Annotated in this window: 12 protein-coding genes; all 12 read right to left on the bottom strand. The window is 50.6% G+C overall.

All coding sequences use genetic code 11. From position 1 onward, the window contains the following. Positions 1-321 precede the first annotated feature (321 nt). The 12 genes from recJ to ACNRUY_RS22755 all read right to left on the bottom strand — a co-directional run bounded on the left by recJ (position 322) and on the right by ACNRUY_RS22755 (position 14,351). Positions 322-2,073, bottom strand: coding sequence for a single-stranded-DNA-specific exonuclease RecJ (gene recJ / locus ACNRUY_RS22810; RefSeq protein WP_488113965.1), 1,752 nt, complete (start codon positions 2,071-2,073; stop codon positions 322-324). Positions 2,074-2,199: 126 nt separating this feature from the next. Next, entirely contained in the window at positions 2,200-3,591 is a 1,392-nt protein-coding gene (gene thrC, locus ACNRUY_RS22805) for a threonine synthase (protein WP_488113964.1), read from the bottom strand. A gap of 161 nt (positions 3,592-3,752) precedes the next feature. After that, positions 3,753-5,057 carry a homoserine dehydrogenase gene (locus ACNRUY_RS22800; RefSeq protein WP_488113963.1) on the bottom strand — a complete coding sequence of 435 codons (1,305 nt, stop codon included), beginning with the start codon at positions 5,055-5,057 and terminating at the stop codon, positions 3,753-3,755. A gap of 202 nt (positions 5,058-5,259) precedes the next feature. Then, entirely contained in the window at positions 5,260-6,357 is a 1,098-nt protein-coding gene (locus tag ACNRUY_RS22795; protein ID WP_488113962.1) for a DsbC family protein, read from the bottom strand. 337 nt (positions 6,358-6,694) lie between these two features. Beyond that, on the bottom strand, positions 6,695-7,612 hold the full coding sequence (xerD, locus tag ACNRUY_RS22790; protein WP_488113961.1) for a site-specific tyrosine recombinase XerD: 918 nt from the start codon (positions 7,610-7,612) through the stop codon (positions 6,695-6,697). Positions 7,613-7,823: 211 nt separating this feature from the next. Beyond that, complete coding sequence (gene rplS, locus ACNRUY_RS22785; RefSeq protein WP_488113960.1) at positions 7,824-8,177, bottom strand: 50S ribosomal protein L19; 354 nt, start codon at positions 8,175-8,177, stop codon at positions 7,824-7,826. Between the two features lie 92 nt (positions 8,178-8,269). Continuing rightward, positions 8,270-9,040: a tRNA (guanosine(37)-N1)-methyltransferase TrmD gene (trmD, locus tag ACNRUY_RS22780; protein ID WP_488113966.1), complete on the bottom strand. Its 771-nt coding sequence runs from the start codon at positions 9,038-9,040 to the stop codon at positions 8,270-8,272. Between the two features lie 72 nt (positions 9,041-9,112). Continuing rightward, positions 9,113-9,664: a ribosome maturation factor RimM gene (rimM, locus tag ACNRUY_RS22775; protein WP_488113959.1), complete on the bottom strand. Its 552-nt coding sequence runs from the start codon at positions 9,662-9,664 to the stop codon at positions 9,113-9,115. A gap of 13 nt (positions 9,665-9,677) precedes the next feature. Beyond that, positions 9,678-9,923 carry a 30S ribosomal protein S16 gene (rpsP, locus tag ACNRUY_RS22770; protein WP_488113958.1) on the bottom strand — a complete coding sequence of 82 codons (246 nt, stop codon included), beginning with the start codon at positions 9,921-9,923 and terminating at the stop codon, positions 9,678-9,680. Between the two features lie 227 nt (positions 9,924-10,150). Then, positions 10,151-10,384 carry a hypothetical protein gene (locus tag ACNRUY_RS22765; RefSeq protein WP_488113957.1) on the bottom strand — a complete coding sequence of 78 codons (234 nt, stop codon included), beginning with the start codon at positions 10,382-10,384 and terminating at the stop codon, positions 10,151-10,153. Positions 10,385-10,598: 214 nt separating this feature from the next. Continuing rightward, positions 10,599-12,119, bottom strand: a complete 1,521-nt coding sequence (locus ACNRUY_RS22760; RefSeq protein WP_488113956.1) for a J domain-containing protein — start codon at positions 12,117-12,119, stop codon at positions 10,599-10,601. A gap of 96 nt (positions 12,120-12,215) precedes the next feature. Beyond that, a complete protein-coding gene (locus tag ACNRUY_RS22755) occupies positions 12,216-14,351 on the bottom strand; it encodes a hypothetical protein (protein ID WP_488113955.1) in 2,136 nt (711 codons plus the stop codon). Between the last annotated feature and the right edge of the window lie 1,254 nt (positions 14,352-15,605).

Below are 15,605 nucleotides of genomic sequence, written 5' to 3'. Positions count from 1 at the left end.
GATTAGTATGAATCATAAGGGTTACCTTTTTACGATTTAGATTTCAGTGATTTCACCCTCTATCTAAATCGGTAACCCTTCCCTTTTTTGAAGAGGGAATTGTCAGATCAGATCTGAACTAATGCAGTTAAGGATATATATTGTGACCTTAAAAGGCTCTACTTGAAGGGGAGAGCAGAAGGCAATGAGCCTCTCAGGAACAGGAAAGCGGAGCTGGCCAGGCTCTCCCCGGAGAATTTGATGCTCTGACCAGAATGACCATGGTTTAAACTAAGTCTTTCCCATTCTACTGGAGCTGCTGCGAGGGCAGAATAGCTTCAGTTATGCAGGTTCCAGATGCTCCACCAGCAGTTGCAGGTTTTGCTGGCCACGGAACTCATTAATATCCAGTTTATAAACAATATTCATGTTCTGAACATTGGGGTCGGGCCACCGGCGTGGATCAATGTTAAAGGCAATGGCATCCAGCCAGCAGCTATGACCCGGAGCTTTCAGCACCATTTTTAGGTGTTTTTCCCCTACCAGTTTCTGTTGCAGTACCTGGAAGCGACCATCAAAGCTGGGTTCGGGGAAATTCTGCCCCCAGGGACCGCCCTCCCGAAGGGTATGGGCGGTGGCCATGGTGATCTGCTCCGGATCCAGGGCCCCGTCCGTATGAATTTCCGCCTGCAGATCACTAGGGGACAGCAGTTTTTTTACCTGCCGGTCAAAGGCTTCCTGAAACCTGTTGAAATCCGCTTTGAGAATGGACAGCCCTGCCGCCATGGCATGGCCTCCAAATTTCAGGATCAGGCCCGGGTATTCCCGGGCTACGCTGTCCAGGGCATCCCTCATGTGCAAACCCGCAATGGAGCGCGCTGAACCTTTCAGCTCTGAGCCTTCCAGCCCAGAAGAGGAGCCTGTATTGTCTGCCTCGGCAAAAGCAATCACGGGCCTGTGCAGTTTTTCCTTGATTCTTGAGGCAAGAATGCCCACCACGCCCTGGTGCCAGGTGTCCTGGAACAGGCTGATGCCCCATGGAAGCTCTGCGTTTTCCTGAAGCTGAAGTCTTTCCAGTTCGGCAACGGCCTGCTGTTGCATGCCGGACTCTATGGCCTTTCGATCCCGGTTAAGGCTGTCCAGCTCGCTGGCCATTTCCCTGGCGGTATCCAGGCTTCCGCACAGTAAAAGCTCAATACCGATGGACATGTCGTCCAGCCGCCCGGCGGCATTCAGTCTGGGGCCCAGGGCGAAGCCAAGGTCACTGGCGACCAGGCGCTCAGGCATTCGTCCCGCCACTTCCAGCAGTGCCATAATACCCGGCCGACAGCGTCCACTGCGAATGCGTGCCAGCCCCTGAAATACCAAAATACGGTTATTGGTATCCAGTGTGACTACGTCCGCAACGGTTCCTAGGGCCACCAGGTCCAGCAGCTCTGCCAGGTTGGGTTCCGGGTGGCGCTGGAAATGCCCACGCGCCCTGAGCAGTGTTCTCAGGGCGCACATCAGGTAGAAAATAACACCGACGCCTGCCGTATTTTTTGCAGGAAACGGGCAATCCGGTTGATTGGGGTTCACGATGGCATCGGCGTCAGGGAGTTCTCGCCCTGCCAGGTGATGGTCAGTGACCACCACCTTCATGCCTTTCTCTTTGGCAGCCTGGACACCGGCCAGGCTGGAAATGCCGTTATCCACGGTAATCAATACGTCGGGTTGAAAGGGAAGGGCGGCTTCGACAATCTCCGGTGTCAGTCCATAGCCGTATTCAAACCGGTTGGGAACCAGAAAGTCCGCTCTTCCCCCCATCTGCCTGAGCGCCTCAACACCCAGGGCACTGCTGGTGGCTCCATCGCAGTCAAAGTCACCGACAATCAACATTTTCTGTTCATTACTGATTGCGTCAGCCAGGATTTCTGCCGCTTTGTCAATGTCCTTGAGTTGCCGGTAATCGTTCAGTTGTTGCAGCTGTCTTGGCAGTTGTTCCTGGGACTGAATACCACGGGCACTGTAGATTCGGGCCAGGAGCGGGTCGATACGGGGCTCAAAATGGCAGAGAGAAAGGTCATAAGCTCGCTGGACGATCTTGGGTGACATCTTGGATGACATTGTGTGAAGTTTGGGGGCTGGCAGTTGGGTCTATAGCGTACCACAGATGAGTGCTGCAATCTCAGTGGATGAGGTTCTACCGCACAGGCTCGTTGTGCAGTAGAACCCTTTTCGTCAGGCGTGCTTCTGGATAAAGCGTTTTAAATCTTCAAGGTTGTTATCCAGCCGGTCGTACCGTTCATCCCGCTCCATGAGGTCCGCCATTGAGCTGGGTAATTCCGGGGACTCCAGCCCTGCCTTGACCGCGGCTTCCGGGAATTTTACCGGGTGGGCGGTTGCCAGGGTGACCACCGGCACGCCTTCAGGCAGATTCAATGCTTCCGCAGCCCGGATACCGGTTGCTGTATGGGGGTCGGCCAGATAGCCGGTCTCTTTCTTGAGTTTTCGGATGGTTTCACAGATCTGCTTATCGTCTGTACGGCAACTGTCGAACAAATGCCGGATGGCATTCCAGGCACTGTCTCTGACGCTGATGGCCCCTGTTTGCTGGAAGCCTGTCATCAGCTCTGCCATGGCCTTACCGTCCCGCTCATGCATATCAAACAGCAGGCGCTCAAAGTTACTGGAGACCATAATATCCATGCTGGGGGAGAGGGTCTGGTTCAGGGATTCACGACGGTAGTCATTTTTCTGGAAGAAGCGATCCAGAATGTCATTCTGGTTGGTGGCCACTACCAGTTTCTCGATGGGAAGACCCATTCCCCTGGCGATGTAGCCTGCAAAAATATCACCAAAATTGCCGGTGGGCACCGAGAAACTGACGGGCCTTTCAGGGGCGCCCAGGGCCAGGGCGGCATGGAAGTAGTAGACAATCTGGGCCATGATTCGAGCCCAGTTGATGGAGTTGACCGCCACCAGCCGGGTATTCTCCGGCAGGAAAGACTGGTCGGCAAAGCATTGTTTAACCCTGTCCTGGCAGTCATCGAAGTTGCCGTGAATAGCAATGTTATGGACATTGCTGTCGAGAACCGTGGTCATCTGGCGGCGCTGTACTTCGGATACCCGCTGATAAGGGTGGAGGATAAAAATATCCAGATGATCACTGTGGCGGCAGCCTTCGATAGCGGCTGAGCCCGTGTCACCAGAGGTGGCCCCCAGGACAATGGCCCGCTCATTACGCTCCGTCAGGACATGGTTCAGCAGTCGGCCCAGCAGTTGCAGGGCAAAATCTTTAAAGGCGAGGGTGGGGCCATGAAACAGCTCCATCACCCATTGATTCGGGCCAATCTGCTGCAATGGCGCTACCGCGGTATGGTCAAAAGCCTGGTAGCTTTCGTCGATCATCTTTTGCAGGTCAGCATCGGCGATGGTGCCGCCCACAAAAGGGTGAATGATTTCAAAGGCCAGCTCATTGTAGGGCAGGCCACGCAGTGAGCGGATTTTTTCGGCACTGAACACGGGCAGTGATTCGGGTACGTAAAGGCCACCGTCTTCGGCCAGGCCGGCCAGCAGCACGTCTTGAAAATTTCTGGCTTCACCCTGTCCACGGGTACTGATGTATTTCACTGGATATTCCGTTTTTTGATCGGTTGGGCTCGGCTCCGGGGAAAGAGCCTCACATCACTGTTTTTATAGTCTGAATAGGGCGTTATGGCATCCCTGAAAAGGGTTGATCAGTGGCCGGGCGCTCCTGCGTCACTGCATGAAGCGCCTTTGCCGGGTTTTGATCAGCTCATGGCTTCCACACGAATACGGGTGATGGGTGAACGGATGTCTTCCAGTTCAGACAACTCCCGGATGGCGGTGTTCATAACGGCTTCACGGATATCATGGGTGAGAATAACGATATCGGCACAGCCATCGTCCTCACGGGTCACCTTCTGGGTAATGGCATCGATATTGATACCGTGGCTGCTGAGGATCTGGGTGACGGCATTCATTACACCCGGGTGATCATCGGCATGGATTCTCAGGTAAAAACTGCACTCGGTTTCTGTAATGGGCAGAACCGGAGAGGATTCACAAAGGGCATCCGCAGAGTAGCCAAGGGCGCTGACCGCAGAACCGGGGTTTTCGATGGTGCGGGCAATATCAACAATATCAGCAATAATGGAAGAGGCTGTGGGTTCTGCTCCAGCACCGGGACCGCTGTGCATGGTCTGGCCGACGGCATCCCCCTGAACCACGACGGAGTTCATTACCCCATTGATATTGGCGAGAGGGCGTTTGGAAGGAATCAGGGTGGGATGAACCCGAAGCTCAATGCCTTTCGCCTTCTGGCGGGCGATGCCAAGATGCTTGATGCGAAAGCCCAGTGAAGCGGCATACTGGATATCACTGGGGGTGATGCCACTGATGCCTTCGGTGTAAGCTTTGCTGAACTGAAGGGGGATGCCGAAGGCAATGGAGGCCATTATGGTCAGCTTGTGGCAGGCATCAATCCCTTCCACATCAAAGGTGGGATCTGCTTCTGCGTACCCCAGGGCCTGGGCTTCTTTGAGTACATCTTCAAAGGGGCGGTTGTGGTCACCCATTTCCGTCAGGATATAATTGCCAGTGCCGTTAATGATGCCGGCCAGCCAGTTGATGCGGTTGGCGGCCAGGCCTTCACGCAGACATTTGATCATGGGGATGCCGCCGGCAACCGCTGCTTCATAAGCGACGATAACATTGTTCTCCCGGGCGGCCTGGAAAATTTCATTGCCATGCTCAGCGATCAGGGCTTTATTGGCCGTAACCACATGCTTGCCCTGTTCAATGGCAGTGAGGATCAGCTCTTTGGCAACATCATAGCCACCAATGGTTTCCACCAGAATGTCCACTTCGGGATTGCGTGCCACTTCGAAGATATCCCGGGTGACATTGACGCTGGAGGTATTGCAGTCCGGGTTATCCCTGCGAGCCCCGATTTGCTCGATAAAGACTGGCCGACCGGTACGGGCAGAGATACTGCCTGCGTTCCTCTGAAGTACGTTAAAGGTGCCACCACCTACCGTACCAAGCCCACATATTCCTACTTTGACCGGTTTCAAGCTTTTACCCCGCGCTCATTGTTATGCTGTTTCTCGGCTGCACCGATGGAATCGGATTATAGCCCCAAACCGGCCTGCTATGCGACTTTGCCCTGAGTCACGGCAGGATCGGTGCTGGCAGAAAAGATAAAAAAGGCAGGTTGATGGATGCTCCGGGTGATCCAAGGAGGGGGAAGCCCCTGTCTGTATCAGGGGCGTTGACTTATATTTTCAACATTTTTGCCAGATCGGCGGCAGGGCGATACCCCGGAATCAACTGACCATTTTCAAGCACCATGGCCGGTGTGCCGTTAACCCCCATTTCCATACCCAGCTGGTATTGCTGGTCAATTTCAGCCTGACAGACTTTTTTGTCTTTACGGATGTCGCTGCTGATGGGCTTGCCGGCTTTGAGGTCGTTCATGGCCTGTTTCCGGTCTTTGGCACACCAGGCATCCACCATCTTGTTGTAGGCAGGAGACCGCTCGCCTCCCCGGGGGAATGCCAGATACCGCAGCTCAATCCCAAGGTCATTCATGGCGGTGACTTCCTGATGCAGTTTGCGGCAGTATCCGCAATCAACATCGGTGAAGGCGTACACGACACCTTTTGTTTTACCTTTGGGGGCAAAAACAATCATGTCATCTGTACTGAGTGATTTCAGACGTTTGGCGTTGTGACCGGATTTGATTTCTTCGGTCAGGTTGGCCAGCCCTTCTTTCCGGATTTCCAGCATGTCACCGCGCAGCAGGTGCTTACCATTGGCACTGCTGTATAGGATGTGCCCCCCCTGCAGAGTGACCATATACACCCCTGGCATGGGGGTTTCAGAGATGCTTTCAATGGGGATGTTGGGGTCCAGTTTCTTCAGTTCGGTTTCGATGCGCTTCCGGGCGGCTGACAGAGGTTGTTTCAGTTGGGTCTCACTGGCCAGCTTTTCAAGTCTGTCCAGCTTTTCCAGTTGCTCAATCAGTTTCAGCTTTTCAGTCCTGATGCTCTCTTTCTGCTGATTGAAGGCTTTGATTTTGGCCTGCTGACTGGCGCTGGGTTCCGCTGCTGGCGGCTTCTCAGCATCCATCTGTTGTGCAGAGGCCTCCAGTGTTTGAATCAGGCGCTTTCTCTGGGCCTGTTCGTCGGGAGAGAGGCGTTCAAATTGCTCCAGCCGCTCAATTTTTTGCGCCTGGTCGAGGGTTTGAAGCTGGTCAAATTGTCGGGTCAGAGGCATCGCGGCTTCAGGCACGGGAGCGGCATTGGCCAGTAATGACCATCCCAATAAGCCGCCCAGAGTGGCTGCTGTAAAAAAGGAGGAGAGTGTTCGCATGTGTTTCCTCTGTTTATCTCTATGGATCCTGGCCTTCCAGGCACTTTCGTCAGACTGCCGGTGCAGGGCATTCCTGTTGATGACGAAATCACCACGCTGGCGTGTTCTGTGAGCTCATCTATTTCTGTCTATCGGCAGTGAATTACGTTGGGTAAAAGATGCCGTCGTCTCTATATTGACCTGAATTCAGAGGTTTGGTTCATCGTTCAGTCCCCGCCAGCCGGGGTGGCGCTCAGGAGTGCTGAGAGCCGAAGTCTAGCTGGAATTTAGCTGTTTGCATTGTCCTGTGCCGGCTCTTTTCCGTGAAAACGAGTGGTTTGCCTGTCCAGACAGGGCATTAGCCTCTTGGGTGGTGTTGTTTATGAAGTTCTGCCAGTCTGTGACGGGCTACATGGGTGTATATCTGGGTGGTGGACAGGTCGCTGTGCCCAAGCAGCAGTTGCACAACCCTCAGGTCTGCGCCATGGTTCAGCAAATGGGTGGCAAACGCATGTCTAAGAACGTGGGGGGAAACGTGGGTGCTGATACCCGCAATGGTGCTGTAGTGCTTGATTCGGTGCCAGAAAGTCTGCCGGGTCATGGGGCGGCCCTGACGGCCAGGGAACAGTACCGGACTTTCGATACCGCAGAGCAGCTCGTTACGCCCGATGCGAAGGTATTGTTCAAGCCACTCGATGGCGGTCTGGCCCATAGGCACCAGTCGCTCCTTACTCCCTTTGCCCGTCACCCGTACAACCCCCTGGCGAAGGTTAATGTTGTCCAGGGTAAGGCTGACCAGTTCGGTGATTCTGAGTCCGCAGGCATAGAGTAATTCCAGCATGCTTCTGTCCCTCAGACCAATAGCGGTTTCGGTGTCCGGGCTTTCCAGCAGGGCGTCCACATCAGTTTCGGAAAGGGTTTTGGGCAAAGAGCGGCCCTGGCGGGGCATTTCAATGCGGGCGGTGATGTTTGAGTGGATTTTATCCGTCTGCAAGGCATGGCGGTAGAACGCCCTCAAACTGGAAATCTGCCGGGCTGTGGATCGGGGGTGATAGCCTTTTTCAAGGCGCCATTGAAGAAAGTCCTGAAGGTCCTGTTCCCTGGCCAGAAGCAGGGCGTTTGTTCCAGCGGCAGGCTGTTGTTGAAGCAGCCATTCATGAAACCGTTTCAGGTCTCTCTGGTAGGCATCCCGGGTGTTGTCACTGAGACCCCGTTCGAGCCATAAGTGTTGCAGGAATTCTTCGATTGCAGGGGGGGGAGGGGACAGCGTTGGCATGTGAGGTCTCAGGATTTCATTGTCACCTTTGTACCCTACCTGCGTTGTGGGATCAATGAAGTGGCTTTTCTTTTACCCCAGATACGACAAAAGCGACCGAGGTCGCTTTTGTCGCAGACCAGAGCTTCCTCTGGTCCGGCTCTTCAGAAAACAGTTGCCGGAAATAGTGAACTGCTTTTCTATGGGCTGTTTTTCAAAGAAGAAAAACGGCTTAGTTGAGCTTTTCCTTGATCCGGGCGGCCTTGCCGCTCAGCTCACGGAGGTAGTACAGCTTGGCCTGACGTACGTCACCACGACGCTTCACGTTAATGGAAGCAATCATTGGGGAGTAAGTCTGGAAAGTACGCTCAACGCCAACACCGCTGGAGATTTTACGAACGGTGAAAGCAGAGTTCAGACCACGGTTACGCTTGCCAATGACAACGCCTTCGAACGCCTGCAGACGCTCACGGTTGCCTTCTTTTACCTTAACCTGTACGACTACGGTGTCACCCTGGCCAAAGGCAGGGATTTCTTTGTCCATCTGCTCAGCTTCGAGCTGCTGGATAATCTTGTTTTTGCTCATTGAAAATTGCTCCCAGTTAGTCAACTGTGTTCCGCTCAAACCAGCCGATGGTTCCGGCTGAAGGTGTTACCCAAAACAAGGCTTTTACCCGTTCAAGGCTCTACCTGAAAACTGTCGTTGTCTGCGTCGTGGTGCTCAGCAATAAATTCCGACAGCAGCTTCTCTTCCTCGCTGGACAGTGGTCTGTTCTGCAACAGGTCGGGGCGTCTCAGCCAGGTTCTGCCCAGTGACTGTTTCAGTCGCCAGCTCCGGATCAGAGCGTGGTTGCCTGAGAGCAGCACTTGCGGCACTTCCTGTCCTTCAAAAACCTCCGGACGGGTGTAGTGCGGGCAGTCAAGAAGACCATCAGCAAATGAATCTTCCTGAGCGGAATCCTTATGACCCAGGGTGCCCGGTACAAAGCGTGATACTGCATCAATCAGAGTCATGGCAGCGAGCTCGCCACCACTTAACACGTAGTCACCGATGGACCATTCTTCATCGATCTCGGCTTTGACCACGCGCTCGTCAATACCTTCATAGCGCCCCGCGACCAGAATCAGTTTCCTGCTGTTGGCAAGTTCCTGCACTCCTTTCTGGTCGAGCATTCGACCCTGGGGAGACAGGTAGATTACTTTGGCCTCGGCTCCTGCAGCCGTTCTGGCTGCCTGAATGGCGTCACGCAGAGGTTGAATTTTCATCAACATGCCGGGACCACCGCCATAAGGTCGGTCATCCACAGTCCGGTGCCGGTCATGGGTGAAGTCCCTGGGGTTCCAGGTCTTCACGTCAATCAGGCCTTCCTTGATGGCACGGCTGGTAATGCCGTGATCCGTCACTGCCCGGAACATCTCCGGGAAAAGGCTGACGACACCGAACCACATTTGTGTGTCCATGGGCTCTTGATCACTCTGCTCCTGATGGTCAGGATGCGGATTAGATATCTCCATGGCCACTTAAAACTCCGGGTCCCAATCTACCCGGATAAACCCCTTTTCAGGGTTTACGTCAATCACCACCTGATCAATGAGCCAGGGAACCAGCCGTTCGCGCTGGTCAACACTCCCCTTTGAGGGGCGAATGACCAATACGTCGTTGGCGCCTGTCTCCATCAGATGGCTGACTTTGCCCAGCAGTATGTTGTCACCCGCGCTGTTGCGGGAGAAAACATCCAGATTCTCCAGTTGATGCCAGTAAATCTCGTCATCTTCCGGATCGGGCAGTTCATCTGCCGCAACGGTGATCTGGTGACCGCAATAGGTGCGGGCCAGTTCACGATCATCACAGCCGACGATATGGGCAACCAGACCTTTGCCATGAGGCCGGGCCTGATCGATTTCAACGGTCCTTAACTGACCGTTGCGGTCAAGAATCCAGTTTCGGTAGTTGAGGATGTTTTCCATCGGGCTGGTGTTGGAATGAATCTTTACCCAGCCTTTCACCCCGAAAACGGCAGTGATATGGCCTAACACAATGCGCTTCACAGCGGCCTCTGCTCCGGTTGTCACTGAATCAATAACCTCAAGCAGCCTTGGCTTCTTTCAGAAGTTTGGCTACACGCTCAGATGCAGTAGCGCCCTGGCCCAGCCAGAATTCTACACGCTCATTATCAACACGCAGACGCTCTTCCTGGCCGCGAGCAGTGGGGTTGAAGAACCCTACGCGCTCGATGAAGCGGCCGCCGTTAGCCTTGCGGCTGTCGGCAACGGTCAGGTGGTAAAATGGGCGCTTTTTGGAGCCACCACGAGCAAGACGAATGGTTACCATGGAATCGGTTTTCCTGTAGTTGTTTCCGGCAACTGGTTTTCCTGTGCTTATCCTGCTTTCCAGAGTCTGTCCGGCAGGTCACGGGGAAGAGTGGTAGCAGATTCACCCCGGAGGATTAGCCTGATACCGGCTTTTATGATCGGACCAAGCCCGATCGTAAAGGGCGCATATTGTATGGAAATCCCGGGAGCTAGGCAATAACCGTTGGGAAATAAATGTATTGTGGTTTACCGGATTCTACGCTGTAGAGACCACAGTTTCTTCTTGATGGCGTGGGCAGTTGAGCGGAGTTCGCCGGGAGGTGTCATTGGACCCGCCGTGGAAGTGACTTTGAGTTCTATGAAAATATCCAGGTTGCCATGAACCAGCCCGGCTTTCCTGGCCAGGGAGTTATGAAGGTGATCTACCTGTCCATTAAAAAAGCACCACAGAAATAAGCTGTGCTGAGCATGAACTGGCAAGCCGATAACAGGCCATAAACCGGTTTAAAATTCTGTTTCAAACCGGTTCTGAGTATAGAAAACCACCGACGCTTATATAAAATTCATTGCAAGGTCTTTACCGCTGAAAAGATGTCCCTGTTGAACGCTCACTTTTGTATTAAGCCATTCATGGAGTAGCTGTGGGTCATCTATTCAGCTTCCAGCCCTTGCTCTGTTTCTTTTGCCGTCGGTTTTATAGCTCATCTTTAAGATGAGCACTGTCTGTGGCTTTGCCTTTGTCTCCATTGAACCGTTGCTTATAGAACTTATTGGCTTCAGCAATATCTTCAAAGTTTAATTCCCTTGTTGGCTGAGCCTCTACATCGTCACTCTGGTAGCGGGTTTTACTTGCTCTTCCTTGTCTGTCAGGGTGGTGGGTCAGAGATAGTTCTTTATAGGCTTGTTTAAGCTCTGCCATTGTAGGATTGGTTGAAATTTGCAGTACGTTAGCGTAGGCAACTTCCTTCATTTTTTCTAAGGTTAACTGCATGTCGTTCGCCCCAAGGAAGCTTCCAAATCGCCGGATAAAGTTTGTTCTGTCATTAAGTGTTATTCTAAGTGTTTCTATATCCATCTTTTTTTCAGTTTCGGTAGGGAGATAGTTGTGTTCATCGAACAGGTCAGCTTTCGCAACATCCAACTGAAGCTTGTCATTGCTCTTTCTTGTACTGGTTTTATCACGCATTACGCCTAACCTGGACAGAAGAACCGTTCTGTACAAGTCATCTACCTTAAATGTGCTAGAACTAAACCAACGAAAAAATCCACCCCAGCAGTTGGGGGTTTGAACAGAGCAGCTAATAGTGCAGCCATAACCATATGCATTCTTGTCTTTAAGGGATGTTATGCCGCTTTGGTCGATTTCCCCGGTGACTGTGATGTGAGGGCTGACACCGTAGGCTGCATAAAGCTCAGCATCGCTCCAGGCATCCTGCATACATAGATGAGTCAATGTGAATGGCTTACCGGTTCTTGGTGTTTCCAGCTTTAGAGCAAAACTATCTGGGCGTTTTAAGGGGAAAAGAACATCCCTTCCCGCTGCAACTTGAATTTTCTCACTTCCCTCGGTATAGGGGTAAACAAAAAGAGCGCCAAAGTTCTGAGAGCTTTTACTGGGGCCCTCAATTTTGTTTGACACGATCACAAATGCCGGTGTGAATTTACAGTAGGGAACCTGGTCTGTTGCATCTCCTTCTGTGATAGTACAGGGTAATTCGCAGTACCCGTTTTCATCTGAACTGCAAACAGTTGAGCCAAAAACATTTTGACTGGGGAATTCAGGAAGATGTTTAGCGACATGCACTTTAAACTTTTTAGTAAATGTCAGGGTAAAGGATGTATGAGAGTCTGGCTGCTCGTAGTCAGTATAGAAGCAGGATACTTGAGAAACCCTGCTGCCTTCTTCTTCCAGAGTGACTTTACCTTCTTTTGATACCCAGTATTTTCCTTGTAAGGTATTGTCTGTTGTGAGCGTAAATTCCTGGCTGACAGCTTCCAGCTCATATGGAATATCTTTAAGGGTCTCACTGGTAACAGCCGCTTTAAGTGATTTGTCATCGTTTAAGGTGCGGGCATCAATGTAAGCAGGGCATTCAATGCTGCGCTTCATATTGATCGAAACATCAGGCAGTGTTGACGTGTCGTCTGCACAGCTCAACTGCGCAGCACAAAGAAATGCTGTTGAATAGACTATTGATGTGAGGCGCAATTTCATATCCCCTGTATTGATTTAAGATAGTAAGAGGGTTTTGCAAAAAAAAGATGGCAGAGGGTCCTTCCTTCTGCCATTTCTTGCGGGGGACTCTAAAGTTTAGAGTTCATCCTTTCTCTTTGTGGCTGAATAATCAGTTTCATCTCTGAACACTGTTGTGCCATTTTCATGAACATAAGTGCTGACCTTCAGTTTTGGGATCTCTTGGTCTGGGCGCTGAATACTCCCTGTAAAGCCCTGCTTATCATAAGCTTCCCAATCCTTAAGTTTGGCTTCCCTCAAGGCTATTTGCGCTTCATAGAAGGCTCTCGCCTTGGCCATCTGGAAGTTGGATGCAGCATTAGCCTTGTTCTCAAGTTGCAGGGCATTTTGTTTAAAGGTCTGGAGTGCTTCCACTTTGGCTTCCAGTTTTGCAAGGTCCTCTTTGTAGCTGGCCAGCTTTAAGCTCAACAGGTTGTCGTACTTCTCAGACTCTCGCTCAATCTCGTCATTACGCTCCTTAAGTTGAGATTTCAGTCGGTCAATCTCAGACTTGTCGAAGGTGCCTCTTGTCTCGAGATCCTGGATGGTGGCTGTTAGATGAGATTTTTCCTGGCGGAGTTTATCCATTGCCACGTCATTTTCATCAGTCAGCTTTTTGATGTCAGCTTTGTAGTCTTTCTCGGTCTTCTCCAGGGTCTCTGCGTGCTTTTTTCTCTCCTGTTCAAGAAGTGCGTCATCAATGGCTTTCTGGTCAGCTCTGGCGCTCGCTGCACTGGCATCGCCAGTGGCTTCACTCAGCTTTTGAAGACGGTTGAGCTCTTTTTCGAACTCTTCATCTTTTTTATCAAGACGCTCCTGTAACGCTTCATTTTCGGCTACCAGTTCAGGAATTTGCTTCAATTTCTTTTCCAGAAGGGCGCTGGCGGTCTGGCATTCAAGCAGACCCCTGGCACATTCTTCAGTTTTGGTTTTGAAGGTCGCCAGTTCTGTTGCGTCCTTGACGTAGCCTTCCATGTGTTCTCTGTTAAGCAGGGTAATGGACTCTCCGTCGTTAACCACGTCTTCAAAGGTAATGGCTTTGTCTTTTTCTATCTTCATGGTGAAGGTAGGTTTTGAACGATCAGCTGCTCTCTTCAGGTAGAACTCACCGACAGACAGCTCAATTCCTGCGTCTTTAAGGTCAAGGTCAGGCTCTTTACTCAAAGCGTCTTCAAAGGAGGTGCCCAGTTTATCCTTGAATTTTGTGAACTTGAATCTGGAGACGTCCTGACGCACTACTTTTTCTTCATATTTGGCGCTACTGACTTTTGCTACATAAGACGGACTCAGATGACGTTCAGTGGCGTCGCCGTATGTGATTACGTTGAGAGAGGTCAGGAATTGCCCAAACATTTCAAGAACCGTACCCACTGGTTGTGGCTCTATTGGCCCAGTTTTATAGGTGGGCAGCATGCCAGTGCCGGCAGCCTGGTTGTCAGCTTCTTTTTCAGCTCGCAGAATAGCGGCATGGGCTCTCTTTCTTTCATGTTCTTCGCTGAGCAGGAGAATATCCTCAGGAGTCAGAGATATCTTTGAAATTTCCTGACATTCCGCATCGTCCTGTTCTGCATTGAAGGTATTGCGACCATAGGGGTAACGGCAGAGCTTGCCGAACATGAAGATTTCGTTATCTTCTTCATCCTCAGCGCTTTCAGGTGTGCTGAAGTCAGCTGTCAATCGCAGTGACAGGCCACACTTGAGCAGGTCTTCATCCGTTTCAAAATCATGTCTTACCCAGGAGCGGGTTTTTTGTGGCATAGTGCCTTCAGGTAAAAGGTGCTCGGGCTGAAGAGAAGGCTTGGGCTTGAATAAACAGGCGTTATCATCAGGCGTGCCTTCGTGAGCTCTTTTCAGCCAGAGTTTAACAGCCACGATACCCAGATTCTGGAGACCTACAGGCTTTGAAGGGTCGTGCAGAGAAGGCGCTACAGTCTTTAGCATTTCGTGACTGACGTAATATTCCTGAATGATTTTTCCTTTTTTTTCAGAAAGAATCTGATGGGTGGCTTTATCACGAACCTGCTCTATGTAACGCCTGTATAGGGCTGGACCATATTTTGCAGAGTGCTGATAATACTCAGCAGGCAGCATCTGGGTAACCCCACCATAGAATGATACGCCATATCCTTTTTCTTCGGTATCGTCGGCGTCATCATTAGCTAGGGTGGGGAGAGCAATCGCTAATACTGATGCAGCTGTTATGGCAGCAACCATTCTCAGGGGTTTCCTTAAAGGGTTGCCTTCTGCATCTAACAAGGGGAGTAGCATTCTGTGTCATCCTCTATAGTTTGCTGTTTTGTTTACAACATCACTTTGTCTTTTGAATTGATCAAAGCCTAGATAAACCAAGTCGCATTCATAGAGCTGGAGGCTCTTTTGAAAACGAAGGGCTGTTGTAATCCTTTTAGTTGCTAGGCCTTAGTTCGTTTACTAGGTTAGTAAAATAGACGCTGTTTTGTTATTTGCAATTAATTTTTATTGCTTGTTGTATAAATATTGTTGTACGTTCGCTTTATTGGCTTGGTCGAGAGGTGGAAAATAAGTGGGTTGTAATGATTTACTTTGTAATTTATCAAGTTTGTTATTTTGTTGAGGGTGAGTATTTTTGAATTCAATTTACCTTGTTGGGCTTATATCTTGCCTGTTGCATGCCTTAATCCAAGGTCGTTAGATTTTGATTGTGTTTAGGGGGTTGGTGGCTGTTCAGATTATCTGATTTTAGAAAAAAGATCTTGGGTAATAAAAATAAAAGCCAGGTTAAGCTTCATATCTAAGGTTAAATCTATCAAGGGTGAGGTGATTCAGATGACTATCGCAACGAGTTGGATTGTTATTGTTTTTTATGCATTTCAGTATTACATGGAACTCCTGTTCATTGTTTAACGTGGGGCCGGAAAGAAACTCTCCATATAGGGATTGTCTTAGTAATCACTCTCATGGTTCGTTCTTTTTAAAAGCATATTATCGAAATATCTCGTGATGGTACTGGCTTATTCTGTCACTAGGAAAATGATGTGTGGAGAAAATTGGCGCTGTCAGAAGGGGCGTGTTTAGTGTATTGTCCGTCCCATTCGACTACATGATAGTGTTAGGAAAAGAGCGAATAAAGCCATTTTATATTGAAATGCCTATTTACTCATTTTTGATAAATTAGCACGTCTGCTTCAACCTGTTACCTCATTTTGGCCCGTTTTCTGATCCATAGGAAAATTAGCTTCCTCGAATCCGCTGTATCAGTGGGATGATAATTGCCAGGCCAGGTATTCTTTTCAGCTTGTTGTCATTATTCTTTATGTTGCGATCAATTGGCGCATTAAACTGGCGCTTAATGATCTTGAAGGCCCCCTGTGTCAGGATAGATGTCGCCTCTTTTGACTCATGACTCTCTTCAATGGAGAGATGATTAAAAGAGGCAGTTATGGCTCGCTACTCCAAAGAAATGAAAGAGGCCGTCATCCAGAAGATGAT

Source organism: Endozoicomonas sp. Z74 (assembly GCF_057680865.1).
The sequence above is the reverse complement of the archived record's forward strand: the minus strand, read 5'-3'. Positions and strand labels throughout refer to the sequence as shown.